At 50.4% G+C, this 25757-nt stretch carries 23 protein-coding genes; all 23 read left to right on the top strand.

Annotated features, from left to right (window positions below; all coding sequences use genetic code 11):
- The first annotated feature begins 235 nt into the window (after window positions 1-235).
- The 23 genes from ACAN56_RS08955 (at window position 236) to ACAN56_RS09065 (ending at window position 25736) form a co-directional block, all read left to right on the top strand.
- Entirely contained in the window at window positions 236-3781 is a 3546-nt protein-coding gene (locus ACAN56_RS08955) for a PAS domain S-box protein (RefSeq protein WP_379142154.1), read from the top strand.
- A complete protein-coding gene (locus ACAN56_RS08960; protein ID WP_379142156.1) occupies window positions 3778-4413 on the top strand; it encodes a C39 family peptidase in 636 nt (211 codons plus the stop codon). Before ACAN56_RS08955 ends, ACAN56_RS08960 begins: the two co-directional genes overlap by 4 nt.
- A 113-nt stretch (window positions 4414-4526) precedes the next feature.
- Entirely contained in the window at window positions 4527-6485 is a 1959-nt protein-coding gene (gene pulA / locus ACAN56_RS08965; RefSeq protein WP_379142159.1) for a type I pullulanase, read from the top strand.
- Between the two features lie 330 nt (window positions 6486-6815).
- A complete protein-coding gene (locus tag ACAN56_RS08970) occupies window positions 6816-7142 on the top strand; it encodes a PadR family transcriptional regulator (protein ID WP_038585016.1) in 327 nt (108 codons plus the stop codon).
- A 5-nt stretch (window positions 7143-7147) separates the two neighbouring features.
- Window positions 7148-7918: a permease prefix domain 1-containing protein gene (locus tag ACAN56_RS08975; protein WP_379142163.1), complete on the top strand. Its 771-nt coding sequence runs from the start codon at window positions 7148-7150 to the stop codon at window positions 7916-7918.
- Between the two features lie 494 nt (window positions 7919-8412).
- On the top strand, window positions 8413-9897 hold the full coding sequence (locus ACAN56_RS08980) for a glutamate synthase subunit beta (RefSeq protein WP_038585022.1): 1485 nt from the start codon (window positions 8413-8415) through the stop codon (window positions 9895-9897).
- Between the two features lie 127 nt (window positions 9898-10024).
- Window positions 10025-10567 (top strand): phosphodiesterase, encoded by a 543-nt coding sequence (gene yfcE, locus ACAN56_RS08985; protein ID WP_038585025.1) that lies wholly within the window; start codon window positions 10025-10027, stop codon window positions 10565-10567.
- A 111-nt stretch (window positions 10568-10678) separates the two neighbouring features.
- Window positions 10679-11707, top strand: a complete 1029-nt coding sequence (locus tag ACAN56_RS08990) for an agmatine deiminase family protein (protein WP_038585028.1) — start codon at window positions 10679-10681, stop codon at window positions 11705-11707.
- 25 nt (window positions 11708-11732) lie between these two features.
- Window positions 11733-12608: an N-carbamoylputrescine amidase gene (gene aguB / locus ACAN56_RS08995; RefSeq protein ID WP_038585030.1), complete on the top strand. Its 876-nt coding sequence runs from the start codon at window positions 11733-11735 to the stop codon at window positions 12606-12608.
- 255 nt (window positions 12609-12863) lie between these two features.
- On the top strand, window positions 12864-13679 hold the full coding sequence (locus tag ACAN56_RS09000) for a transporter substrate-binding domain-containing protein (protein WP_379142167.1): 816 nt from the start codon (window positions 12864-12866) through the stop codon (window positions 13677-13679).
- Between the two features lie 92 nt (window positions 13680-13771).
- Window positions 13772-14419, top strand: a complete 648-nt coding sequence (locus tag ACAN56_RS09005) for an amino acid ABC transporter permease (protein ID WP_038585035.1) — start codon at window positions 13772-13774, stop codon at window positions 14417-14419.
- A gap of 15 nt (window positions 14420-14434) precedes the next feature.
- A complete protein-coding gene (locus ACAN56_RS09010; RefSeq protein WP_038598375.1) occupies window positions 14435-15157 on the top strand; it encodes an amino acid ABC transporter ATP-binding protein in 723 nt (240 codons plus the stop codon).
- Window positions 15158-15312: 155 nt separating this feature from the next.
- Window positions 15313-15759, top strand: coding sequence for a tellurite resistance TerB family protein (locus ACAN56_RS09015; protein ID WP_038585038.1), 447 nt, complete (start codon window positions 15313-15315; stop codon window positions 15757-15759).
- Window positions 15760-15882: 123 nt separating this feature from the next.
- Window positions 15883-16479: a TerD family protein gene (locus ACAN56_RS09020; protein WP_038585041.1), complete on the top strand. Its 597-nt coding sequence runs from the start codon at window positions 15883-15885 to the stop codon at window positions 16477-16479.
- A gap of 30 nt (window positions 16480-16509) precedes the next feature.
- Window positions 16510-17085: a TerD family protein gene (locus ACAN56_RS09025; RefSeq protein ID WP_038585044.1), complete on the top strand. Its 576-nt coding sequence runs from the start codon at window positions 16510-16512 to the stop codon at window positions 17083-17085.
- A 68-nt stretch (window positions 17086-17153) separates the two neighbouring features.
- Window positions 17154-17735, top strand: a complete 582-nt coding sequence (locus tag ACAN56_RS09030; RefSeq protein WP_038585047.1) for a TerD family protein — start codon at window positions 17154-17156, stop codon at window positions 17733-17735.
- 81 nt (window positions 17736-17816) lie between these two features.
- Window positions 17817-19118, top strand: coding sequence for a TerD family protein (locus tag ACAN56_RS09035; RefSeq protein ID WP_379142172.1), 1302 nt, complete (start codon window positions 17817-17819; stop codon window positions 19116-19118).
- 27 nt (window positions 19119-19145) lie between these two features.
- Window positions 19146-19898, top strand: a complete 753-nt coding sequence (locus tag ACAN56_RS09040; RefSeq protein ID WP_038585053.1) for a TerC family protein — start codon at window positions 19146-19148, stop codon at window positions 19896-19898.
- A gap of 213 nt (window positions 19899-20111) precedes the next feature.
- Complete coding sequence (locus ACAN56_RS09045) at window positions 20112-21320, top strand: HpcH/HpaI aldolase/citrate lyase family protein (RefSeq protein WP_052091755.1); 1209 nt, start codon at window positions 20112-20114, stop codon at window positions 21318-21320.
- 76 nt (window positions 21321-21396) lie between these two features.
- Complete coding sequence (locus ACAN56_RS09050) at window positions 21397-22710, top strand: phosphoribosyltransferase family protein (protein ID WP_052092412.1); 1314 nt, start codon at window positions 21397-21399, stop codon at window positions 22708-22710.
- The gene (locus ACAN56_RS09055) at window positions 22694-23854 is read left to right on the top strand and encodes a cysteine protease StiP family protein (RefSeq protein ID WP_379142178.1); all 1161 of its coding nucleotides are present in this window, start codon (window positions 22694-22696) and stop codon (window positions 23852-23854) included. Before ACAN56_RS09050 ends, ACAN56_RS09055 begins: the two co-directional genes overlap by 17 nt.
- Window positions 23851-24684: an HAD family hydrolase gene (locus tag ACAN56_RS09060; RefSeq protein WP_379142180.1), complete on the top strand. Its 834-nt coding sequence runs from the start codon at window positions 23851-23853 to the stop codon at window positions 24682-24684. The genes ACAN56_RS09055 and ACAN56_RS09060 overlap by 4 nt, the downstream gene beginning before the upstream one ends.
- Window positions 24681-25736 carry an ATP-grasp domain-containing protein gene (locus tag ACAN56_RS09065; RefSeq protein WP_379142182.1) on the top strand — a complete coding sequence of 352 codons (1056 nt, stop codon included), beginning with the start codon at window positions 24681-24683 and terminating at the stop codon, window positions 25734-25736. The genes ACAN56_RS09060 and ACAN56_RS09065 overlap by 4 nt, the downstream gene beginning before the upstream one ends.
- Window positions 25737-25757 lie beyond the last annotated feature (21 nt).

Raw genomic sequence — 25757 nt, forward strand, 5'->3', positions numbered from 1 at the left:
CGCAGTAAAGGCTACTAAGCCTTTATTACGGGTGCTTCCGTCGTAATAGGTCACGAATGAAATATTATCTAAACTATAAGGGAAGGACAAAACCCCGTCAATATTTGTATTTTAAACTTTTTTTTGATGGAAACCAGGCTGCGCGTTTATTCCGGACTTTTCTTAACGTATACTGGGTAATAAGACAACAGAGAGCTGCATACGAGCCGGCTCGTGACGAAGGGGGCCTTGTTTGATGGAATTGGCATATAATAGCGATATTTTGGATCAAGCCTTCATGATGTCTCCGGTAGGAATGGCCGTCCTGGCCTCAGAAAAGGACAAATGGATCAAGGTTAATTCCGCTTTTTGCAATATCCTCGGCTGCAGTGAACCGGAGTTTCTAGCTGGAGCTTTATTGAGAAGCAAGAGTGCGTCACAGCCAGAACAGGAAGACCGGGAAGGGCTCACACTAATGAGTGTATTGGAGGGGCTTTCATACACCCCCGGTGATACCTTAAAGAGTGAACAGAGGTTTCTTAATCGTGCAGGACATTCTGTTTGGGTTTCCCTTACATTCGTGCGGGCTGATGCAGGACAAGACTCTTCACATATTATTGTATACGCGCAGGATATTACTGACCGGAAAATCGCTGATCAGCTGACAGTAGACAGCCGTGATTTGTACGATTTATTTCTAAAAGACGATCAGAGTATGATTTCGTTCACATTGCCCGACGGCACACTAAGCTTCATCTCTCCCTCATCTCTTTCGTTAATCGGATTTACCCCTGAGGAAATGATCGGCAAAAACCGGCTGGAATTTTATCATCCTGATGATATCGAGGGCATGGACAAGTCTGACGCTCTTCTGAAGAATGACATCTATGTCCGCCGTTTACGCCATAAAGATGGGCATTATCTGTGGTTCGAAAGCTCTTTTCATGTGATCCGGGGGAAAAACAATGAAATTATCCGGATCATGGGTATTGGCCGCAACGTGACGGGCCGCAAACATAATGAGGAGGCTTTGGCCACGGCGCAAAGAGTCGCCAGAATCGGTTCCTGGGTATGGGATTTGACGAAAGGCAAGCTGTCCCTCTCGGAAGAGCTGCAGCGTATGCTGAAGCTTGGTATTGGGGCAGCCGAAGTCGATTACCGGACATTCCTGGAGCTGGTTCATCCGGATGACATCAACGACATATTTACAAGGGTGCGGGAGACGCTGGAAAACGGGAATTCCGGTGAGAGTACCTATCGGCTGGTCCTTGCGGATGGAACTCTGCTTGCGGTGCATATTCAGTGGGATACGGTACTGGGACCGTCCGGCCAGCCTGTTCAGCTTATCGGAATGATGCAGGATATCACTGAACGCCAGCAGATGGAGCAGCAGCTTAGAGAAAATGAGCGGAATTACCGGCTGATGTCGGAAAATTCACTGGATCTGATCTCGCGCCATGCGATAGAAGACAGCATATTCTTATACTGCTCTCCGGCCAGCCGCTCTCTGCTCGGCTATGAACCGGAGGAGATGGTCGGTACCAGTGCTTTTGATTACTTGCATCCCGATGATTTAATAGTAATGAAAGAAATGATGGCAAAAAGTGAGCAGACCGGCTTCATCCCGGCGGCGGTCTACCGTTACCGGCGCAAGGATGGCAGCTATGTCTGGTTTGAGACGAACAGCAGGTATATTTTAGATGAGCAGGGCGGGATTGTGGAGATTATTGCCGTCGGCCGTGACATAACGGAGCGCAAGCAATTTGAGTCCAAGCTTCAAGAGAACGAACAGCGCTATAAGTCGCTGTTTGAATATAATCCGTCAGCCGTATACTCCATGAATCTGCAGGGGGATTACTTAACCTGCAACTCCAATCTGGAGGTGCTGAGCGGATATTCAATGGAGGAGCTGGTGGGCAGCTATTTCGGCCCCCTGGTGCATGAGAAGGATAGGGCAAAGACGCAGTATCATTTTAATCTGGCTTGCCAGGGAATGCCTCAAAGCTATGATCTGACCCTTATTCATAAAGATGGCCATCTGGTAGAAATCAGTACGACCAACATTCCGATTATTCTCGGGGACAAGGTTGTCGGCGTGTACGGAATTTCCCGTGACATTACGGACCGTATCCGGTATACCGAGCAGATCGAGAAGCTGGGCAATGATTACACACTAATCTTAAATGCAGTCTCCGAAGGTATATTTGGTCTTGATACGGAGGGGAGGGTAACCTTCATCAATCCGGCGGGGGCGCAGATGCTGGGCTTCGCCTACGGTGAAATTATGGGCCATCCTTATCTGGATCACATACAGCACACAGCGCTGGATGGTCTTCATTACCGGCCGGAGGATTCTCCGCTGATGCAGGCCGTCCGTGCCGGGGAATCCCATCAGAGCAAAGATGCGGTATTGTGGCGCAAAGACGGTTCAAGCTTTCTGGCCGAGTATCAGGTTACTCCGCTGTTTGATAAAGGAGACCGTAAGGGTGCGGTTGTTGTGTTCCGTGATATTACGGATGAGAAAGAGATTATCCGCGCCAAGGAATCGGCAGAGAAAGCGGATCAGGCGAAATCGGAGTTTCTGGCGATTATGAGCCATGAGCTGCGGACGCCGATGAACGGAATTATGGGGATGACGGATCTCCTGTCAGAAACCGAGCTGGATGAAGAGCAGCGCGGATATGCGGAGATTATTAGCCAGAGCAGTACTTCTCTGCTGTATATCCTCAATGAAATTCTGGATCTCAGCAAAATAGAAGCCGGAAAAATGATCCTCGTGCATGAGCCGGTAAGTCTTGAATGGGTCTTGGAAAGCGTAACCGAGCTGTTCTCGCCGAAAGCGAAAGAGAAGAACCTGGAATTGAGCTGCCAGGCTGCTTCCAATGTTCCGGAGTTAATCATGGGCGATGCGGCCCGGCTGCGCCAGATATTGGTGAATCTGGTCAGCAACGCAGTGAAATTCACTGAAGAAGGTCATATCTCTATTGAGGTGGGGACGGAATTCTGTCCTAACCAGAATAAGCTGACTCTGAAGTTTAATGTTAGGGATACGGGAATCGGAATTCCGCCGGAGAAACAGTCTCTGCTATTCCAATCGTTCTCCCAGCTGCACCCGTCCATTAACCGCAAGTATGGCGGAACCGGACTGGGACTTTCCATCTGCAAGCGGCTGGTTGAGCTTATGGGCGGAGCGATTGCAGTGGACAGTGTGGAAGGCGAAGGCTCGAACTTCTACTTTACCTTGCCCTTGGATATTGATCATGATCCTAGTGATTTGGAGGAGGAGCCGGTACAGGTGCAGACTCCATCAGTACCGGTGATTAGCCTTGATGATGCCGAGCCCGATGATAATTCCCGGATTGAGGAGGAAGGAAGTGGCCTTCTGCTTACTGGAGGTCTTCCTCAGTTGGAGCCGAAATACGGTCCGCTGCGGATTCTGGTCGCAGAAGATCATCCCGTTAATCAAAAGCTTCTATTGATCATGCTGGAGAAACGCGGATATACTGCGGACCTGGTGGAGAACGGCCAGCAGGCGCTGCAAGCCGTTCTGCAGCAGCCCTATGATCTGGTATTTATGGATGTGCAGATGCCGGAGATGAGCGGGCTTACCGCAGCGGCCAGAATCAGAGACCAGCTCCCCCAGGCCAAGCGGCCCTTTATGGTGGCTGTGACTGCTTATGCCACACGGGAGGATCGTGAAAGATGTCTGGCTGTAGGTATGGAAGATTTCATCAGCAAGCCGTTTCTCACCTCCGACATTGAACGGATACTGCAGCAGCGTCAGGAGAAGATATCCTTATGAGAAAAGCACTGCGGGAGCACAAGCTGCTCGCTGAATCTTATACGCAGTGGGACCCGGGTGTTGCTTCGCCCGGCTCGGCCTGCGGTCCGGCGACCATCGCCGCATTGATGGAATATTGGCGCACGCGGAAGGGCCGGGCTTTTATTCCCGGAGCAAGTCATTTTGCTTCCAAAGCGGCACATATTAATCACGTATACAGCCATCATGGCGGAACACCTTGGGGAATGAGCGTGCGCAGCTTTACCAAAGGCGTCAAAGCTTATATCCGGTCTTCTGCTCCTCTGGAGGCGAAGGAACGCGGACTCTTCTCCGTAAGTGTGTTTAATGATATAGACCGGTACAAAGCAGAGATTGACGCGGAGCGGCCGGTGGCGCTCAAATTCGATAAATGGCTTACGTTTCGCTGGCGGGGAAAATACGCTTATGATTACCATTGGGTGCTGGGAATCGGTTATCAGGAGCCTGAGGGCGGAGGAGGCCCTGTACTTATTGTTCATGATAACGGGATGCGGCATAAGCACGGCGGGTTCACTCCCGGCCAGGCACGCCTTATCCCTTATAACGTCAATAAAAATGTTATAACCATGGTGGCTTTGGATATCAAGGAAGCTTCCATAGGGCATCAGCTGTAGCCTTCAGGCGGCAGGAAGGGCAGCTTGATGAAACCGTTGAGTACAAACGTTTGCACAAAATCGGTAATAAGGATATAATTCCAATTATTAAAGGGTAAAGGAGACAGATGGCCTTGTCCGTACAAAAGGAATTGAAAGAACCGATTTATTATGGTGATCCGGCGGCTACCGGAGGAATATCCGTGTTCGCCCAGGAATTTGATGAGCTTTTCAGTTATGACGGGGATGACCTTGGCGTGACGTATACGCCTGCTTCCTCGGCCTTTTGCTTGTGGGCACCTACTGCGCAGGAAGCAGCGGTTGTGCTTTATGGCTCATGGCACGAAGCCGCCGGAGATATCTTGCCGATGATCCGTGATGTCAGGGGGACATGGCGTTTGAGCGTGGCCGGGAACTTGGAGGGCAAGTTCTACACCTATCGTGTGCGCATCGGGGAGCAGTGGAATGAAGCGGCCGATCCTTACGCCCGGGCTGTCGGCGTGAATGGAGATCGAGCGGCGATTCTCGATTTGCGCAAGACCGATCCCCAGCGCTGGACAGAAGATAAGCCACCTCTGGCTGACCCTGTGGACGCGGTGATTTACGAGCTTCATCTGCGGGATCTGTCTGTTCATCCGGCTAGCGGCATTGCCCATAAGGGACAATATCTGGGTCTGGCCGAAGAAGGGACGCGCGGACCGGGCGGGATTCTTACCGGACTGGATCATATATCCGATCTCGGAGTGACCCATGTGCAGCTGCTCCCTATTTATGACTATGCTACTGAAAGTGTTGATGAGACCAAGCTAGACCAGCCTCATTACAACTGGGGTTATGACCCCAAAAATTTCAATGCTCCGGAAGGCTCCTACGCTACGGATCCGTATGATCCGGTTCTGCGGATCCGCGAGCTGAAGACAATGATCCAGACACTGCATGACCGCGGACTGCGCGTAATCATGGATGTGGTCTACAATCATGTTTATGACGGCTACCTTGTTAATTTCACTAAGCTTGTTCCCGGCTATTATTTACGTTATAAGCAGAACGGCAGTCTGTCGAACGGCTCGGGCTGCGGCAATGATGTCGCCTCTGAGCGGATCATGATGACCCGGTTTATTGTGGAGTCGGTGCTGTACTGGGCCCGGGAATATCATATCGACGGTTTCCGCTTTGATCTGATGGGACTGCTCGACATAGAAACCATGCAGGAGATCCGCCGCTGTCTGGATGAAATTGACCCTTCACTGATGACTATAGGGGAAGGCTGGATCCTGGATACGGAGCTTCCGGCGGAGCGCCTTGCCAGCCAGAGCAATGCGGATGCGCTTCCGGGCATCGGACAGTTCAACGACGGGTTCCGCGATGCAGTAAAAGGGAATATTTTCCGCTATGAAGAGCCTGGATTTATCGGCGGCAAGACTGGCCTCGAGCAGGCGGTGAAGACGGGGATTACCGGAGGAGTCGTATACGGTCAATCCATGGGGGCGTTTGCTGATGAGCCGCAGCAGTGTGTGAACTTCGTTGAATGCCACGACAACCATACCCTCTGGGATAAAATTGTAATTTCCACCAAAGGGGAAAGCGATGAGCGGCGCAGAGAGATGCATCGTCTGGCTTCGGCAATGGTAATGACGAGCCAGGGGATTCCGTTTCTTCATGCAGGACAGGAATTTATGCGTACGAAGGACGGGGTGGAGAACAGCTTTAAGTCTCCCGTTGAGATCAACCGTATGGACTGGGAACGCGCAGCGGCACATGTGGAGGATATTGCTTATATGAAGCAGTTGATTGCGCTAAGGCAAGCCCACCCGGCATTTCGCCTGCGCAGCGCGGAGGAAATTCGCGCACAGCTGATGTTTGAGAAGGCGCCTGCCGGGGCAATAGCCTATACACTCCGGGATCACGCCGGAGGCGATCCGGCGCTGCACTTATACGTGCTTTATAATTCAAATACAGCCGAAGTGTCATTGGATGTGCCGCAGCTTGGCGAGTGGAGCATCCTGTTCGGCGAGGATCTGGTCTCGAAGCTTGCCGGGGGCAAGCTGACCGCCAAGGGCATTGGAATGGTTGTATTGGCCGTCCGGCAATAAGTGCCAGCTGCACTGTATATAATAGTTTGATAAAAATGGATGCCACTCGGTTGAGAGTGGCATCCATTTTTTGCGTCGATCCATATCGTCCCAATTTGGCGGACTCCGTGGGCGTTATCTGCCCGTTAGGGAAGAAAGCAGGCGGCAATCTGGAGAGATAACGCCGTTAGAGTCCGCAAACCGTAATAAACGGACCTCAGCCACCCAATAAGGACACTGGAGTCCGACGGCCTATTTTTTCCAAAACTACTTTATCTGTCGTAGTAATTATGCTACAATGCAATTACTACGACAGATGAAGTAATGAGGGGTAAGTTAGGAGGATGAATTGTGATCAGCAGTGATGTCATACGGGGATATAACGATACGCTCATCCTCTATATGCTTCTGGACGGAGAGTCCTATGGCTATGAGATTTCCAAGAACATCCGGAAGCTGTCGGAGGAGAAGTACATCATGAAGGAGACTACGCTTTACTCCGCATTCACCCGGCTTGAGAAGAATGGGTACATCGATTCCTTTTTTATGGATGAAACCTTTGGGAAACGACGCACCTATTACCGTATAACTCCGCAAGGTCTGGCTTATTATCTGGAAAAATGCGAGGAATGGAAAGTTACGCAAGAGGTCGTCAACAAATTCATAAAGGAGCTGTGATCAGGATGGATACCATTAGGGGCTATTTGAACAACATGTTTACTTCCCTGCCCAGGACAGAGCAAACATATAAGCTGAAGCAGGATCTGCTGGCTAGTATGGAGGAGAAATATTACGAACTGAAGAAGGAAGGCAAATCAGAGAATGAGGCGGTAGGCATTGTCATATCCGAATTCGGCAACATCGATGAGCTGATTGACGAGCTTGGGATTACAGTGGGGGGAGAGGATACGCTGCTTCCTGTACTTGCTCCGGAGGATACATGGGGGTATCTGGCTGCCAAGAAGACTAGCGGTTTTATGGTGGGGATTGGTGTAATGCTGTGCATCATCGGCCCGGCACTGCTGATTCTGTTTGTTACCCTGGCGGAATTTGGTTTTCTCCGTGGGGTGATTTCGGAAGACACTGCCGGAATTATTGGCGTGATCGTGCTGCTGCTGCTGGTGGCGCTGGCGGTTGGGCTATTCATATTCAGCGACACAAAGCTGGAGCGATACAAATATCTGCAAAAGGGTTTTAATCTGCCCTATTTTTTGCGGACCGAGATCGAGCAGCGCAGCCGTGCATTTGCCCCTACCTATACCCTGTCTCTGACTCTGGGTGTATCCCTGTGTGTACTCTCTCCGGTTCCTGTCCTTGCCTGGTCTGCAATCAATGAGGATGCCAGCGGCTACGGGGTCACTATTCTGCTTGCGCTCATTGCGCTGCCTGTCTTCCTGTTCATCTACTATGGGAGTATCAAGGAAAGCTTTGGCTTTCTGCTCAAGGAGAAGTAGTACACTGAGGTTCCTGAAGAGAAAGAGGAAAAACACTTCAAGAGCTCTATCACATCCATCGTTTGGCTGCTGGCTACCGGCTGTTTTCTGATCAGCGGATTTATTTTTGAGCGCTGGGATATCAACTGGGTGATCTTCCCGGTTACAGCGATTTTGCTGGAAGTATTAAATGCTGTGTATAAAATGATTGAGGTAAAATAACGCTTTCAGCCAGCTCTGCCCATCCTCCGGAATTTTATCTAAAAAAGTGACATTGCTCATTTAGGGTATAGTGGAACAATGATAATATTAAGGCATTTCAATCCACGACAGTACCTGGCAGGACCTGTGAAGGAGGGAGAACTTGGCCTCCTTGCAGTTTTTCGCTTTGCTGCTTTACAGTGACAAATGATCAGTCGGTGACAGAGAGTAACTGCCTTTTTGGAGCCGAATGGGCAACATGCCGCCCCTGAAGTTTTCGGCGGTCAATTAGAGAGACTCGGAGGATGACAGGAATGGGTAAAGCAACCGGATTTTTGGAATATCAGCGGCAGACTCCTGCGGAGTGTGAGCCTTTAGAACGGATTAAGAACTGGAATGAATTTTCGGTACCCTTGGAAGAGGAGAAGCTGCGGGAGCAGGGAGCGCGCTGTATGGATTGCGGAACACCGTTCTGCCATGTAGGACGTCTGCTGTCCGGGATGGCCTCCGGCTGTCCGCTGCATAATCTCATTCCGGAATGGAATGACATGGTCTACCGCGGCAATTGGGAAGTTGCGCTGAAACGGCTGCACAAGACCAATAACTTTCCTGAATTTACAGGACGCGTGTGTCCGGCTCCTTGTGAAGGCGCTTGTACCGTGGGCCTTCATGGTAATCCCGTAACGATTAAATCCATTGAAAAGTCGATTGTAGATAGAGGATTCGCCGAGGGATGGATTGTTCCCGAGCCGCCTTTGACCCGTACGGGCAAAAAAGTAGCCGTAGTTGGCTCCGGACCGGCCGGCCTTGCCTGTGCCGCACAGCTTAACAAAGCAGGCCATAGCGTAACCGTATATGAACGGGCTGACCGGATCGGAGGTCTGCTGACCTACGGCATTCCGAACATGAAGCTGGATAAGAAAACCGTGCAGCGTCGGGTGGATTTGCTGGCGGAGGAGGGCATTACCTTTGTAACCCGGACCGAAATCGGCAGAGACATTGCTGCTTCGCAGCTCAAGGAAGATAATGATGCTGTAGTGCTCTGCGGCGGCTCGACACAAGCCCGCGATCTTCCGCTGGAAGGCCGCGAGCTTCGGGGAATCCATCAGGCGATGGAATTTCTGACGCTGAATACGAAGAGTCTGCTTGACTCTGATTTGGCTGACGGTGAATATTTGTCTGCGGCCGGCAAGGATGTTGTTGTGATCGGGGGCGGAGACACCGGCACCGACTGTGTAGCTACCTCGATCCGGCACGGCTGCCGCAGTGTCATCCAGCTGGAAATTATGCCACAGTCTCCATTAACCCGCCAATCCAACAATCCTTGGCCGGAATGGCCAAAGGTACTCAAAGTGGACTACGGCCAGCAGGAAGCCGCTGCTTTGTATAAGGAAGATCCGCGCCGTTACCTCGTTTCCACGAAACGTTTTGTTGGTGATGACGGCGGACATGTGCAGGAGCTGCACACGGTGCGCATCGAATGGACGCGCAATGAGCAGGGCCGGATGGTTCCGGTAGAAGTTCCGGGCAGCGAAGAGGTAATTAAGGCACAACTGGTGCTGCTGGCGCTGGGTTTCACCGGTCCGGAAGAAACGGTGCTGAATGAGCTTGGGATAGAACGTGATGAACGCTCCAACGCCAAAGCGGAATTCGGTGCGCAGGCGACCAACGTCGAGGGTGTATTTGCCGCAGGAGACATCCGCCGCGGCCAGAGTCTTGTGGTCTGGGCAATTAATGAGGGACGCCAGGCTGCACGCGAAGTCGACCGCTTCCTGATGGGAGCCTCCAATTTGCCTTAAGTATATCTTGGATAGGTGTTTCATGTGGACGTCCCGGTGGGGCGTCCGCTTTGCGTTCCGGGGCCAAGGAAAGTTAAGATAAAAGATAAGCTATTTAAACGGGTTGAACAGAAAGGGAGATTATACGATGAAGCTGATGTTTATTTCCGATATTCATGGATCGTTATTTTGGCTGGAGCAGGCTTTGGCAAAAGTAGAGGAGGAGCAGCCGCATACGCTAGTGATTCTGGGGGACTTCTTATATCACGGTCCGAGAAATCCGCTGCCGGACGGTTATAATCCCCAGGGAGTCGCAACGAAGCTTAACGCGTACGGGAAATCTCTGGTGGCTGTTAGAGGCAACTGCGATGCCGAGGTCGATCAGATGCTGCTGGAGTTCCCGATGATGGGGGATTATGTACTGATTCTCCACGAAGGCCGGAAGATCTATGCCACTCACGGGCATGGCTTCAGCATTGACCATTTGCCTGCACTTGCTGAAGGGGATGTATTTATCCAAGGACATACCCATCTGCCGGTAGCCGATATAAAAGAAGGCATCTATGTGCTGAATCCAGGCTCCATCTCGCTGCCAAAAGAGAATAACCCGAATTCCTACGGAATTCTTGAGAACGGGGAGTTCACGGTTAAAGATTTTACGGGCAACGTCGTTAAGCATCTCAAATTGTAGGGTGACCTTATTCTGCGCGGCATTGAGCGTAATGGCGGTTTATTGTATGATGGGTAAGGAGCTTTCAGGGATCTTCCCGCTTCAAATATAAACAGCAGAGGTAAACAACAAATGTATCCTAAAGATTTGAACTATACAATGCCGGCGGAATGGGGCAAGCATGAGCGGACCTTCATCTCCTGGCCGGTTCAGGCGTCCATGGTTTTTCCGGACAACCATAAATCTGTTTGTGACGGCTATGCCGAAATCATCCGTGCCATTGCTGAGTTCGAGCCGGTTACCGTGGTTGTCAATCCGGACGATCTGGGGATGGTAGAGGAACTAGAACTCGGGGCGAATGTAACGCTGCTGCCGATCCGGCATAATGACGCCTGGCTGCGTGATAACGGGCCGACGTTTGTTCTAGGTGAAGACGGTGTGCTCGCCGGTGTGAACTGGAAATTTAACGCCTGGGGCGGCAAATATTCGCCGTGGGATCTGGATGATGAGGTGGCTCCGCAAATTCTGGAGCAGCTGAAGATGAAACGTTTTGACGCACCGCTGGTAATGGAAGGCGGCTCTATCCATACCGATGGTGAAGGCACACTGATCACCACGGAGGAATGTCTGCTGAACACGAACCGCAATCCGGAGCTGGACCGGGCAGACATTGAGGAATATGTACGGAAATATACCGGTACCGAGTCGATCATCTGGCTGAAGCGCGGCCTCAGCGGTGACGAGACTGACGGCCATGTAGATAATATTGCCTGCTTCGCCGCTCCGGGCAAAGTCATCATTCAGGTCTGCGGCGACCCGCAGGATGAGAACTTCGGCATCACTCAGGAGAATCTCCGTATTCTGGAGAATGCGGTGGATGCCAAAGGCCGGAAGCTGGAGATTATCCAGATTCAGCAACCACCCCGCGTGGACTATGAGGACAGCCGCCTGACGCTTAGCTATTTGAATTTCTATTTCGTCAACGGCGGCATTATACTGCCGGTATTCGGCGGGACGGCTTCCGAGACAGATCAGCTGGCGGAGCAGAGTCTGGCTGCCTTGTTCCCGGACCGCAGAATCCGTAAGGTGAACGGTATGGCGGTCATCGGCGAAGGCGGAAACGTACACTGCACGACCCAACAGATGCCTGCCACAAAGTAATTTACTCGCTAGGGAGGACAGAAGCATGAGAAAAGTAAAAGTAGCCGCTACACAAATGAGCTGTTCCGGCGACATTGATGAGAATATTCGCAAGGCTGACAGTCTGGTCAGAGAAGCAGCGGCTCAAGGCGCGCAGATTATTTTGCTGCAGGAGCTGTTCGAAACCCCTTATTTCTGCCAGAAGGAGAAATCTGATTATTACGTCTACGCCACTGAGCTGGAGCAGAATAAAGCAGTGAATCATTTCAAGGCTGTAGCCAAAGAGCTGCAAGTCGTGCTGCCGATCAGTTTCTACGAGAAAAAGAACTATGCCCGTTACAACTCGCTGGCGGTAATTGATGCCGATGGCACGGTACTGGGCAAATACCGTAAGAGCCATATTCCTGACGGTCCCGGCTATGAAGAGAAATTCTATTTCAATCCGGGGGATACCGGGTTTAAGGTATGGAATACCCGCTATGCCAAGATCGGTGTCGGCGTCTGCTGGGACCAGTGGTACCCGGAAGCCGCCAGAGTCATGAGTCTAATGGGCGCGGAGATTCTGTTCTATCCCACAGCCATCGGTTCGGAACCGCAGGACGGATCCATTGATTCCAAAGATCACTGGCAGACCTGCATGCTGGGCCATGCGGCGGCGAATTTGATTCCTGTCGTGGCCTCCAACCGGATCGGCGAGGAAATTGATGAGGATTCCAGCATTAACTTCTACGGCTCCTCGTTCATTGCCGGCCCGCAGGGCAATAAAATCGTCGAAGCCGGGCGGGATGAGCAGACGGTACTGGTCAGCGAATTCGATCTGGATGCGTTGGAAGTGGGCCGGATTGAGTGGGGCATTTTCCGTGACCGCCGTCCGGAGCTGTACAGAATGATATCTTCGTATGATGGGGACTTAACCTTTTAAGGAATAATCGAACAGAAGTATATAACATGGAATAAGAAGGCACTGCCAGGGAGAATCATGATCTCTTGGCCGTGTCTTTTTTGCTCTTATGGCATGTTCATGGGAGATATGAGGACTGTGTCTAGCGATAAATGTTACAATCTATGAATTTAGTGTTATATAACATTACATAATGGAGAAAAGTTAATTGTCATCACCACTGTGATCTGTTAAAATCTCCTTAAGTATTTTACAAAATGAGTGGGGGATTGGAAAATGGGGATCGGAAAAAAGTGGGCAATGTCAGCTTTGGTGGCATTTTTGGTCTTGTCTATGGTGGGCTGTGGTTCCAACAATAACGCCAAAAGCGGAGATGCGGCAGAAGAGTCGATCAAATTCGCAAGTGACGCCAGCTACGCGCCAATGGAGTATATGGACACGGACACCATCAAGGGCTTTGACATTGATTTCATCAAGGCAGTTATGGAAGAAGCGGGTATCGATTATACAGTGACTAATACGGGATGGGACACGATGCTTTCCAGTGTGAAGCAGGGCACGGAATATCAGGCAGGTCTATCCTCGGTATCCATTACGGACGAACGCAAGGAAACCTATGACTACTCTATCCCCTACTTTGAATCCACTAATATGATTATGGTTAAAGAGGGCAGTGACATTAAGAATGCGCTGGACCTGAAAGATAAAACCGTAGCGGTACAAGGGGCTACAACGGCCGATGATCTGATGAGCGGGATTATGGGTGTCGACAACACCAAACTGAGACGTTTTGAAAGCAACGCGGTAGCGCTGATGGAACTGAAAGGCGGCGGAGCCGACGCGGTTGTGGCTGATATCGCTATTGTGAATGAATACATTAAGAACAATCCGAAAGAGAAAGTAACGGGCATCCTCGATAAGGAGAACTTTGGTTCCGAATATTACGGCATTCTATATCCTAAGGGCAGCGAGTGGAAAGCCAAACTGGATCCGGCAATCAAAGCTGTTATAGAGAACGGAAAGTATGCCGAGATCTACAAAACCTGGTTCGGGGAAGAACCGGATACAGCCACTCTTCTTAGCGCGGAGTAAGCAAGCAGGGAGACAATAAAGCGTGCGTAATGATTGCTATTGCGCATGCTTCTTTTTTTGAAATTTAGAGCAGAAGAGAAGGGAAGAATTCTATGGACTTCAGATTCGACATCATCGTTCATTATTTGCCGGTCTTACTGAAGGGAACGCTATTCACAATTGGAGTATCTATTGTATCTATTCTTTGCGGCTCGATCCTGGGCTTGGGGATGGGCTTTGGCAAAATGGCTCCGAAATGGTATTTCCGCTGGCCGTTCCATTCCTATATTAACTTCTTTCGTGGCACACCGCTGTATGTACAGATCCTGATCGTGCATTTTGGGGTAATTCCACTTTTTTACGGCACGACCAACGTCCTGATGACCTCATTTGTCGCACTTTCGCTGAATTCTGCCGCCTATTCCGCCGAGATTTTTCGTGCCGGTATCCAGTCGATCGATCCTGGGCAGCGGGAAGCCGCGTTGTCGCTTGGAATGAGCAAATGGCAGGCGATGCGTTTTATCATTCTGCCGCAGGCGATCAAACGGATGGTTCCGGCGTTCGGGAATGAATTTATTGTCCTGGTTAAGGATTCCTCCTTGCTTGCGCTTATTGCCGCCCCGGAGATTATGTATTGGAGCAATACGATGAAAGGCCAATACTTGCGGATATGGGAGCCTTATTTGACCGCTGCCTTTATCTATTTCATTCTTACCTATTCACTCAGCAAGCTGCTCAATTATATTGAACGGAAGGTGTAACCTTATATGGAGCCTATTATTTCGGTACGACATTTACATAAATCATTCGGTGCCCATCAGGTGCTGAGCGATATTAACGTGGATATCTACGGCCGGGAGGTTGTGGTGGTAATCGGGCCTTCGGGTTCGGGAAAATCGACCTTTTTACGCTGCCTTAATCTGCTGGAGGAGCCGCAAGAGGGCGATGTTATCATTGAAGGAACTTCCTTGATGGCCAAAAGCACAAGAATTAACGATATCCGTACAGAGGTCGGCATGGTGTTTCAGCAATTTAATCTGTTTCCGCACAAGAAGGTCATTGAGAACATTATGCTGGCCCCGATGCAGGTCCGTAAATGGCCTGCGGACAAAGCGCGGCAGAAGGCGCTGGAACTGCTGCAAAAGGTCGGCTTAAGCGAGAAGGCGGAGATGTATCCGGCATCCCTGTCGGGCGGGCAGGCCCAGCGGGTCGCAATTGCCAGGGCGCTGGCGATGGAACCGAAGATTATGCTCTTCGATGAGCCGACATCGGCGCTGGACCCGGAAATGGTCGGTGAGGTGCTGGCGGTAATGAAGGATTTGGCCCGCGAAGGTATGACTATGGTTGTAGTCACGCATGAGATGGGTTTTGCGCGCGAAGTAGGCGATCGTGTCTTGTTTATGGAACAGGGCGTGGTGGTTGAGGAAGGTATTCCGGAACAGTTGTTTGGCAATCCTTCACATGAACGAACTAAGGGATTTTTGTCGAAAGTACTGTGAAATTGTGGCAAACTAGAATATTGTTTTTCTATCGGTTATATTAGAATAGTAAACTTACGGATCGACAAATACTAAGAATATCTGTCGAATAGAAGGAGAGGAGGCTCTGGGATATCTTTATTTATCATACTCTATAATGATAGAAGGAGAATACGATGAGCACATTTAAAAATTGGTTGAATACAACAAAGAGCGGGTTAACGGAACAAGTTAAGAAATTTAAAAATAAAGATTTCATGAACGCGGTAGTTGCAGGCTGCGCGCTGGTTGCGGCGGCTGATGGCAAGATTGAAGAAACCGAAAAGAACAAAATGGCGGGGTATATGAATCTCAGCAATGAACTCAAAGTGTTTGACATGAGAGATGTCATTGCCCAGTTCAATTTCTACGTAAGTAATTTTGAGTTTTCCCCGGAAATCGGCAAACAGGAAGCACTCAAAGCTATTGCTAAATTCAGCAGCAAGCCGGAAGTTGGACGCGTAATTGTTGGTGTATGTTCGGCTATCGGTGCAGCAGACGGTGATTTTGATGAGCATGAGAAAGCGGTTGTGCGGAATATCTGCAGTGTACTGGGACTAAGCCCAAGCGAATTCAGTCTCTAAAACAGGAACAAATATCCATCAACCGGATGAAACGGATTGGGTTTTTTACCGTATGAGTGGTATAACATCCAAAATGCTAGACTTACAGGCTGTGATTCTTTTCGGAAACGGAGGTACGTAAAGTTGGCTGGAATTAATTTGGTAAAAGGACAGAAGATTGATTTAACTAAAGGAAATGCCGGGCTGGCTAACGTTATTGTAGGTTTGGGCTGGGACCCTGCCGAACCTGCCCGCGGGTTCTTCGGTGCGAAGAAACAGGCGAATGTGGACTGCGACGCATCGGCGCTGCTGCTGAGCGAGAATGGTAAGCTGACCAGCAAAATGAATTTGGTATGCTTTCACAACAAGCAGAATCCGAACAATTCCGTTGTTCATTCCGGGGATAACCTGACGGGTGATGGTGACGGGGACGATGAACAAATCAATGTCAATCTGAAGGCAATCCCTTCCGATGTGCACAAGGTACTTGTAGTAGTTAACATTTATGATGCCGTGAACCGCAAACAGGATTTCGGCATGATCAAATCGGCGTACATCCGCATTATCAATGCTGCCGGAAATGCCGAGCTGATCCGGTTTAATCTGACCGACAATTACACAGGCTTTACGGCGCTGATCTGTGGAGAGCTTTACCGGCACGGCGAAGAATGGAAATTTGCCGCAATCGGTGAAGGTGCCCATGCCGCACATATCAATCAATTGGCTGAACGATACATTTAAATCTAATTTCGGAAAGAAGGTTTAATAACTATGGCAATTAATTTATCCAAAGGGCAAAAGATCGATTTGACTAAAAGCAATCCGGGATTGTCCAAAATCAAAGTCGGCCTCGGTTGGGATACCAACAAATACGATGGCGGCAAGGATTTTGACCTCGACGTTTCCGTCTTTCTGACAAATGCTGCAGGTAAAGTTGGGAAAGAAAGCAACTTCATCTTCTTCAACAATAAGCAGAATGAGAATGCTTCCGTTGTTCATGCCGGCGATAACCGTACCGGTGAAGGTGATGGCGATGATGAAGTGATTGAAGTGGATCTGAAGAACATCCCTGCTGATGTTGAGAAGGTTGCTTTTACCATTACCATTTATGAAGCGGAGTCCAGAAGCCAGAACTTTGGACAAGTATCCCGTTCTTATGTGCGTATCGTCAACGAGGAGAACAATGAGGAGCTGATCCGCTTCGACCTTGGTGAAGATTTCTCCGTTGAAACGGGCGTGGTAGTTGGTGAACTGTACCGTCACGGCGCAGAGTGGAAATTTAATGCTATCGGCGCAGGCTACAAAGACGGTCTTGCCGGTCTGACACGCGATTACGGACTGCAATAAAATTTACTGCAGCCAACCTAGACATCTAGACCTTAGATGAAACCATTCACGAAAGAGGGTTGATGCCAGTGACGATCAGTCTTTCTAAAGGACAACGGATCGATCTTACCAAGACTAATCCGGGTCTGACGAAGGTAGTGGTGGGACTCGGCTGGGATACGAACAAATACAGTGGCGGCAAGGATTTTGACCTGGATGCTTCAGCATTCCTGCTGCATGAAGACGGCAAAGCCAAAGGGGCGGACGACTTTGTATTCTACAATAATCCGACCGGCGGCGCAGGCTCCTTAACCTATACGGGGGATAACCGTACAGGAGAAGGCGACGGGGATGACGAGCAGATCATTGTTGATTTCAGCAAAGTTCCTGCACATATTCAGCGTATCGGGATCACGGTAACGATCTATGATTGTGATGCACGGGCACAGAACTTTGGACAGGTGTCCAATGCATTTGTTCGTGTCGTGGACGCTTCCAGCGATCGTGAAGTGCTGCGATATGATTTGGGTGAAGATTTCTCAACGGAGACTGCTGTTGTATTCTGTGAATTCTACCGGCATGGTGCCGATTGGAAATTCCAGGCGATTGGAAGCGGATTTGCCGGCGGCCTAAGTGCTCTATGCAGAAACTATGGACTGGACGCGCAATAACAGCTTCAAAGGCTTGAAAGGCGGGATCTCATCGATCCTGCCCTTTTTATACTCTTATCCATTTACAAAGGTGGCTTAAGAATGAATATTGAAGTGGTTAAAGGCCAGAAGGCAGACCTGACCAAAGCAAATCCCGGGCTTCGCTCTATTATCGTGGAGATTGGCTGGCAGGCTCCGTCCTCTATGGAAATTGATGCCTCTGCATTTTTGCTTGGAGAACAAGCCAAAGTGCGCAGCGATGAAGATCTGATCTTTTACAACAATCCATCTACGGCGTACATCAGATATAAGGATGTAGCCGGTACCAAATCAAGCGGTCTTAAACACTTTGAAATCGAGCTGGATACCATTCCTGCTCAGACGATGAGGATTGCATTTGCAATTACACTGTACGATGGCGAAAACCGCAATCAAATGTTCGGGCAGATGAGCGAGGCCCATTGCCGGATTCTGGATCGGGCGACGGGTATGGAGATTTTGCGCTGTAATCTTGAAAATCATTTCTCTGTGGAAACAGCTGTTGTAGTAGGAGAATTATATAGATATAGCGGTGAGTGGAAATTCAGTGCTATTGTGGCTGGATTTAACGGCGGACTTAAAGCCTTGTGCGCTAACTATGGAATTGAGGTCGAAGATGATCCGGTTCCTGAACTCCGTGAACCGCAGAAAGGTCCTGCACCGGAATTGGTACGGCCATCCGTACCGCCTGTGCAAGAACCCCGGATCCCGCCGGCTGTACCGCCTGCACCACCGAAGATTGAAGAGGCTTCTGCGCCGCCTCTGAATCTCAATCTCAAGAAGATTGAGCTGAAGAAAAAGGGCGATTCCATAAATTTGAAGAAATCAGCTGCCGGTCTTGGAGAAGTGCTCATCAATCTGAATTGGAATCAGAAGCAAGGCGGTGGGTTGTTCAGCCGTAAAGGGGGCGTGGATTTGGATCTCGCTTGCCTGTACGAGTTGAAGAATGGCCGCAAAGGAGTCGTTCAAGCGCTGGGGAATGCTTTCGGAAATCTTCAGCAGCCGCCTTATGTGGTGCTCGATGGCGATGACCGGACAGGCACCGTAACATCCGGCGAGAACTTGCGTATAAACGGAAGTAAGCTTGCGGAAATAGAACGAATTTTAATCTTTTCATTTATTTACAAGGGGGTTACGCACTGGTCTGAAGCCGATGGAGTCGTCACCATCACTCAGGCTGGGGGTCCGGAGATTATTGTGAATCTGGACGAGCATAACAACCGGAAAGGCATGTGCGCTATTGCATTGATCCGGAACGTAGGCGATACATTCAGCATTGAACGGCTTGTGCAATATTTCAGCGGCCATCAGGAGATGGATCAGGCCTATGGCTGGGGACTGCGCTGGGTAGCGGGCAGTAAATAATTTAATTTTTCCGGAGGCGCAAGCAAAATGGATTGGTTCAGTGATTTTTTTAGAAGTATCAGCGAGAATTATGGGCACTTTTTCTCTTGGAGCGACATTGTAGGAACGCTCTCTGACCCGGTCAGCTGGGGGATTATCGGGAGCTTGATTTTGCTCGAAGGGCTGCTATCGGCAGATAATGCGCTTGTGCTTGCGGTAATGGTTAAGCATTTGCCGAAAGAACAGCAGAAGAAGGCGTTGTTTTACGGGATATTGGGAGCTTACCTCTTTAGATTCCTGGCGATCGGACTAGGGACGTTCCTGATTAAATTTACGCTCGTCAAAGTCCTTGGGGCATTATATCTCTTTTATATCGCTTATAAAGGATTATTCAAGCGAAATGAATCCGGCGAAGGTGAAGAAGGGAAAGAACATAAAGGCACCTCTTTCTGGAAAACTGTACTGCTGGTTGAATTGATGGATATTGCGTTCAGTATTGACAGTGTGGTAGCTGCCTTCGGGTTGAGCGACAAAGTCTGGGTTCTTTTCTTGGGCGGTATCCTCGGCGTGCTGATGATGCGCGGTGTGGCGCAGGTGTTCCTGAAGCTCATTGCCAAGTTCCCTGAACTGGAGCAGACGGCGTTCCTGTTGATTGCCCTGATTGCAGGCAAAATGCTTGCTGGAGCGTTCGGATTTGAAATGCCGCATTTCATTTTCTTCACCATTCTGATTGCGGTCTTTGTGGGAACCATTCTGTACAGTTCCGGAAAGAAAAAGAAAGAAATGAACAGAAACGCGTAATTTCAAGGTTTCATAGGATAAAGAGGACCATCACAGGGAAGGTGAGACTCCCTTTTATCCCGGGTAATCGTATATGGAATAGCATGGCCTTTGCTTGTATTTGAGAGAGCCGGAAGCCGTCCCCGAGAGGACGGCATAGCCGGTTCTGCAGCTCTCTATAAGGAGAGGCTATTTGTTTTGCTCCGCTTTGCAAAACTATAAGGGGGAAGGCCTTTGAGATACTTCGATTACCTGACGCAAGAGCAAGAAACGTCATTATTCTACTCTCCGCCTGTTTCATTTAACCATACTACAAGCAAGGAACTGCTGGCTTACGCTGTTGGGGCTGCCCTCTATATGCCGGCAACCCGGTCCACTGTGGCTGAGGATATTCTGAAGCTCAGAGCTGCGGGGCTGGTGACGGTCATAATTGATCTGGAGGATGCGATAGGCGATGGAGAGGTTGATTACGCTGAAGAGTCAGTGGTAAGGCATCTTTCCTTTCTGTCGGCTTATGCCGAGAATGAGCCTGATCCCGGAAATAGTCTTCCCCTGCTATTTATCCGCGTCCGCAATCCGGAGCAGCTGCAGAAGCTGATTTTCCGGCTGGGATCGTTTATTACAATGCTCACTGGTTTTGTCTTCCCCAAGTTCTCAGTGGACAATGGTGTGGAGTACTTTGAGGCGATTGCCGATTATAACAGCTCACGCGGCTATCTTGCCCCTGTGCTGTATGGCATGCCGATTCTGGAAAGCGCCCCGATTATTTACCGGGAGACCCGGACGGACAGCTTGCTGGCCATACGTAACTTGCTTGGCGATTACCGTGATTATGTGCTGAATGTCCGAATCGGAGCGACTGATTTCTCCAGTCTGTTTGGATTGCGCCGCAGTCCGGATATCAGCATTTATGATTTGATGCCGATCCGCGACTGTATATCGGACATTATTAATGTCTTCGGCCGGGTGGAAGAGGGCTATGTCATTTCAGGACCGGTCTGGGAGTATTTTGCCGGCAAAAGACAGCAGGGGCTCCGCCCGCAGCTGCGTCAGACTGCCTTTGAGGATGCCTTCGGCAGGCAGGGCCGGGAGATGCAGCACAATTATAATTCCAGCGCCATGGACGGCTTGATCCGTGAAGTGATTCTGGATAAAGAAAACGGGATTGTCGGCAAGACGATTATTCATCCTTCCCATCTAAGACCCGTGCAGGCCATGTATACAGTGATGCATGAGGAATATGTGGATGCACTAAGCATTGTAGAGAGTAACGATGGCAGCCGTGGAGTGTTCAAGAGCGAATACTACAACAAAATGAATGAAATTAAGCCGCATCTGAACTGGGCAAGACGTATTTTACTACGATCTCAAATATACGGGGTGTTACATGAACAACAGCATTTTACCTTACTTCTACCCGAGAACGAATATACACACGTTTAATATCGTCCAGAACCTGCAGGTTACGGTAACCGAAACATCCAACCCCTTTGATATGCCGGTTGAAGCTTTATTCTCCATGGCTGCACGGATCAATAAAAAGCGTTCCTTTCTCTTTGTCAGCAAGGTGCTCGGCAAGCATATTCCAGTAATGCCCTATACGCCACTGCTTAGCGGAGCTGCGCTAGGGCTGCTTTTATACCGGGAAATGAACGGCGGGGCTAAGGCTGCCGCCAACGAGCCGATGGACAAGCTGCTGGATGCGGCGGTTCACGGCCTCATTCATCCCCTCCAGGCAGAGGAGGCCTACCATGAGCTGCTGGCCGCGCAGCTGGTGCTTCCGCAGCCGGTCGTTTTTGTAGGTTTTGCCGAGACTGCTACGGCGCTGGGTCATAGCATGTACAACATTTTTGCCGGAGGCGCGTCATATATTCATACCACCCGTGAAGACATCCCGGAGATGGCGTCAATTATCAGCTTTGAAGAAGAGCATTCTCATGCGGTTGATCATCTCTGTTATGCCCTGGACGCCGCCCTTTTGTCTGGAGAAGAGCCGATTGTGCTCGTAGATGACGAAATTACGACCGGTAATACGGCGATCAACACGATCCGGGATATCCAGTCCAAGTTCCCGCGCAAGGAATACGTAGTAGCTTCCCTGCTGGATTGGAGAAGCGAAGGGCATATTCAGGCTTACCGTGATCTGGAGCAGGAGCTCGGGATTCAGATTAAGGCGTTGTCTCTGCTGCAGGGTTGTATTGAAGTGAAGGGGACACCTGTGCTGGATGCCGAAGCCGGTAAAGGACAGGCGAAGCCCGCCCGTGAGGCGCCTGTTGTGACTACATATATCCGGGACGGATTGGAGCGGCTGGCAGTAAGCTCTACCGACTCACGCGGGGAAATCAACACTTCGCCGTATCTGAAGCTTAGCGGCCGCTTCGGCCTTAGCTCAGAGGATAATGTCTGGATCGACAAGGGTGCAGCACAGGTGGCGGCGCAGCTTCGCGAACTGCGCGAGAGCCCCTATGCCCTGGTGATGGGTGTCGGTGAATTTATGTATCTGCCTATGCGGATTGCGGCCGAAATGGGGGAAGGGGTTGCCTATCAGTCATCTACCCGCAGCCCGATTCATCCGGATCGCCGGCCGGATTATGGCGTGCATAGCGCGGCTGCTTATCCATCGCCCACAGACACGGGGATTACGAATTATATCTACAATGTGGACCCCGGCCAATATGGTGATATTTTCGTGCTGCTGGAGCGGGATGTACCCCATAGACGGATTGAGCCGATGATGGATATTTTGAAGGGACTGGCCGGCAACAAGGTGCATCTGATTGTACTGGGTCCTGAACTGGAAGTGGAGGTGCCCGCTGATGAAGGGAACGGATAGCGGAGAAACGATCATGAGCAAAAGAATAGCCCCTCCGGTTCCACTTGGCAGCTATCCTCCATCAGATGTTCGTTTTCTGCTTAAGGATCTCAGCAATGTCTCCCTGGAGCTGGGTACGGCGGAGCGGGAGAAAGCCATCCAGTCCGGGGTAAGCTATTCGGAGATGCTTCCTGTGGAATACCAGCCGACGGAGCCGTATATTGCATTGTTTCAGGAGACACTCCGGCACTCTGCGGTAAAGGTCGCACAGGCGGTTGCGGTTGTCTCCGAGCTGATCGTATCCCGGCGGGGGACAGACCATACGGTGCTGGTCTCCTTGGCCAGAGCGGGAACGCCGATTGGCGTACTGATTAAACGCTATATTGCCGAACGGTACGGCGTGGATCTGCCGCACTACAGCATCTCGATTATCCGCGGCAAAGGCATGGATGAGAACGCAATTCTCTACATGCTGCAGCAGCATGGCGCGGATGCCAATCTGCAGTTTATTGACGGCTGGACGGGCAAAGGCGCAATCACCCAGGTGCTTATTGAATCCTGTGCCGATTTCTATAAGAAATACGGGATTGCGCTGAATGACGATCTGGCTGTACTTGCGGATCCGGGAAGCTGTTCGCAGACCTTCGGGACCAGGGAGGATTATCTGATCCCAAGTGCCTGCTTGAATTCGACGGTGTCGGGACTCATAAGCCGTACAGTGCTGCGGGAGGATCTGATCGGCCCGGAGGAGTTCCATGGTGCGAAGTTCTATAGGGAATGGCTGGACAGTGACCTCTCCAATGTGTTTATCGAAGCGATTACACCCCATTTCGCTTCCGTAACCGCGGATGTTGCGGCAATCGCTGCAGGCATGCTGAAAGCGCCGCCGGAGATTACCTGGCAGGGAATGCGTGATGTCCAGAGTATTCAGGAGACGTTCGGCATTGATAACATCAATCTGGTCAAGCCGGGCGTGGGAGAGACGACGCGTGTGCTGCTGCGCAGAGTACCCTGGAAAATTCTTGTCGATACTATGGATAACCCGAATCTGCGCCACATTCTGCTGTTGGCGGAGGAGCGGGGGGTTCCGGTAGAAGTGTATCCCGGGCTTACCTATTCCTGCTGCGGAATTATCCAGCCGCTGAAAGGAGGGGAAAGCGATTGATTTACGCCAGCGATTTAGACCGTACCCTGATCTATTCCCTGGGCGCGCTGCTTGTTCCGGAGGATTCACCGGGACTGGTGCCGGCTGAAATTATTGACGGCAAAACGGTCTCCTATATTTCACACGCAGCACTGCAACGCTTGAAGGAACTCACCGCGAGCATCATCTTCATGCCAGTGACTACGCGGACCATTGCGGAGTATAAGCGGATCAACCTGTTCCAGGAGACGATTATTCCGGATTATGCCGTCACCAGCAACGGTGGCAACATTCTGGTTCGCGGAGTGGTAGATCAGCAGTGGCGGGCATTGATCGGCAGGCTGGTGGAACGCAATTCAGCTGCCGCCGAAGAAGTGGGAAAGCTTGTACGATCAGTGGTTCGTCCGGAATGGATTATCAACGAACGTTATTGCGATGAGCTGTTCTATACATTTATGGTGTACCGCGATCTCCTGCCCCTGGATGAGATTAACCATCTGGCAGAACGTCTGCTTGGGCTGGGCTGGAAGGTTTCTTTGCAGGGCCGCAAGCTGTATGTAGTGCCGGAGGCTGTGAACAAAAGCGATGCGATTGTTCATGTGCGCCGCACGGTTCATTCGGAGCCGATGGTTGCTTCGGGGGATTCCCTGCTGGACAAATGTCTGCTGGAAAGCGCGGATTATGCCATTGCCCCGAGGCATGGGGAAATATTTGCCGAGCAGCAGGCCACTCTAGTAGAATTTAACTATCCTTTTACAGAGCTGTCGGGCGTCCATGCCGGGGAAGAAATCATGCAGTATGTTCAGAAGATTTATAACAATCTAACGACATTGGGAGTTGGGCCGCAATGAAAAAGGTAAATATTTATTTCAACCGCTGGTTCTCCGTGGCTTTTCATTATATGAATCTCATACGGAATAATGAGGACGGCATTCCTGTTCAAATCTTTGCTACCCACCCCGATATCCGGCATATGTCGCTGCAAGGCGCTGACGTTGCAGGAACTGAACCTGCTCTGGAAGGGATCGAATACGTGCAGTTCTGTGTTGATTTCTGCCGCCGCAATGAGATTGATATCTTCATCCCGCGTCTGCATATGATGGATATCGCCCTGCATGCTGCAATGTTCGATGCCATCGGCACGAAAGTGCTGGTCTGCCGTGATTTGGACCTGCTGGAGATGATTCTGGATAAAGGCAAGTTCTATAGCAAAGTTAAGGATAGCGGAATAATGGAAATTCCCGATTATCATGTTGTTGATACAGCGAAACAATTCAAGGCGGCTTACGAGGATCTTGTGGCCAAAGGGCATGAGGTCTGCTTCAAGCCTACCGAAACAGAAGGCGGACTTGGCTTTCGTATCATTAATAACAGCCGCAGCCCTATAGAGGAGCTCTTTGGTTATGTGACGCAGCATATTTCGTTTGATGAGGCTTACCGCGTCCTTTCCGGAGTGGATTCGTTTCCCGCCCTGATGGTTATGGAGCTTCTGGAAGGGTATGAGTACAGTATCGACTGTCTGGCGGACGAGAACGGCAGGCTGCTTGCCGCCGTGCCGCGCCGCAAGGACAACGGGCGGCTACGGGTTATGGAGCATATTCCCGAACTGGAGAATATTGCGAAGCGTGTCGCCGAAACCTATCAGATCCCTTATAATTACAATATACAAATGAAATACGGCGGCGGAGTTCCCAAGCTGTTGGAGATTAACCCCCGGATGTCCGGCGGGCTGCATGTTTCTTGTCTGACTGGTATCAACTTCCCTTATCTGGCGGTTAAAAGCGCGCTGGGCGGCGAGGTTCAGCCTGCCGAGTTCGCCGGTGATATACTGGCCAGCCATATAGAGCAGCCTATGATTATGAGAATACACGATGAATCCGCTATTACGGATTCCGTGAATTGAGTGTGATTTCACACGCTCACA

This window comes from Paenibacillus paludis, from assembly GCF_042610515.1.
Taxonomy (GTDB): domain Bacteria; phylum Bacillota; class Bacilli; order Paenibacillales; family Paenibacillaceae; genus Paenibacillus_AQ.

Excerpts from the sequence above, each read along its gene's own strand:
- ACAN56_RS08980 (WP_038585022.1), top strand. The coding sequence starts at position 8,413 with ATGGGTAAAGCAACCGGATTTTTGGAATATCAGCGGCAGACTCCTGCG.
- ACAN56_RS08975 (WP_379142163.1), top strand. The coding sequence starts at position 7,148 with ATGGATACCATTAGGGGCTATTTGAACAACATGTTTACTTCCCTGCCC.
- aguB (WP_038585030.1), top strand. The coding sequence starts at position 11,733 with ATGAGAAAAGTAAAAGTAGCCGCTACACAAATGAGCTGTTCCGGCGAC.
- ACAN56_RS09000 (WP_379142167.1), top strand. The coding sequence starts at position 12,864 with ATGGGGATCGGAAAAAAGTGGGCAATGTCAGCTTTGGTGGCATTTTTG.
- ACAN56_RS08955 (WP_379142154.1), top strand. The coding sequence starts at position 236 with ATGGAATTGGCATATAATAGCGATATTTTGGATCAAGCCTTCATGATG.
- yfcE (WP_038585025.1), top strand. The coding sequence starts at position 10,025 with ATGAAGCTGATGTTTATTTCCGATATTCATGGATCGTTATTTTGGCTG.
- ACAN56_RS09005 (WP_038585035.1), top strand. The coding sequence starts at position 13,772 with ATGGACTTCAGATTCGACATCATCGTTCATTATTTGCCGGTCTTACTG.
- ACAN56_RS08960 (WP_379142156.1), top strand. The coding sequence starts at position 3,778 with ATGAGAAAAGCACTGCGGGAGCACAAGCTGCTCGCTGAATCTTATACG.
- ACAN56_RS09015 (WP_038585038.1), top strand. The coding sequence starts at position 15,313 with ATGAGCACATTTAAAAATTGGTTGAATACAACAAAGAGCGGGTTAACG.
- ACAN56_RS09055 (WP_379142178.1), top strand. The coding sequence starts at position 22,694 with ATGAAGGGAACGGATAGCGGAGAAACGATCATGAGCAAAAGAATAGCC.
- ACAN56_RS08990 (WP_038585028.1), top strand. The coding sequence starts at position 10,679 with ATGTATCCTAAAGATTTGAACTATACAATGCCGGCGGAATGGGGCAAG.
- ACAN56_RS09035 (WP_379142172.1), top strand. The coding sequence starts at position 17,817 with ATGAATATTGAAGTGGTTAAAGGCCAGAAGGCAGACCTGACCAAAGCA.
- ACAN56_RS09050 (WP_052092412.1), top strand. The coding sequence starts at position 21,397 with ATGGCTGCACGGATCAATAAAAAGCGTTCCTTTCTCTTTGTCAGCAAG.
- ACAN56_RS09040 (WP_038585053.1), top strand. The coding sequence starts at position 19,146 with ATGGATTGGTTCAGTGATTTTTTTAGAAGTATCAGCGAGAATTATGGG.
- ACAN56_RS09025 (WP_038585044.1), top strand. The coding sequence starts at position 16,510 with ATGGCAATTAATTTATCCAAAGGGCAAAAGATCGATTTGACTAAAAGC.
- ACAN56_RS09065 (WP_379142182.1), top strand. The coding sequence starts at position 24,681 with ATGAAAAAGGTAAATATTTATTTCAACCGCTGGTTCTCCGTGGCTTTT.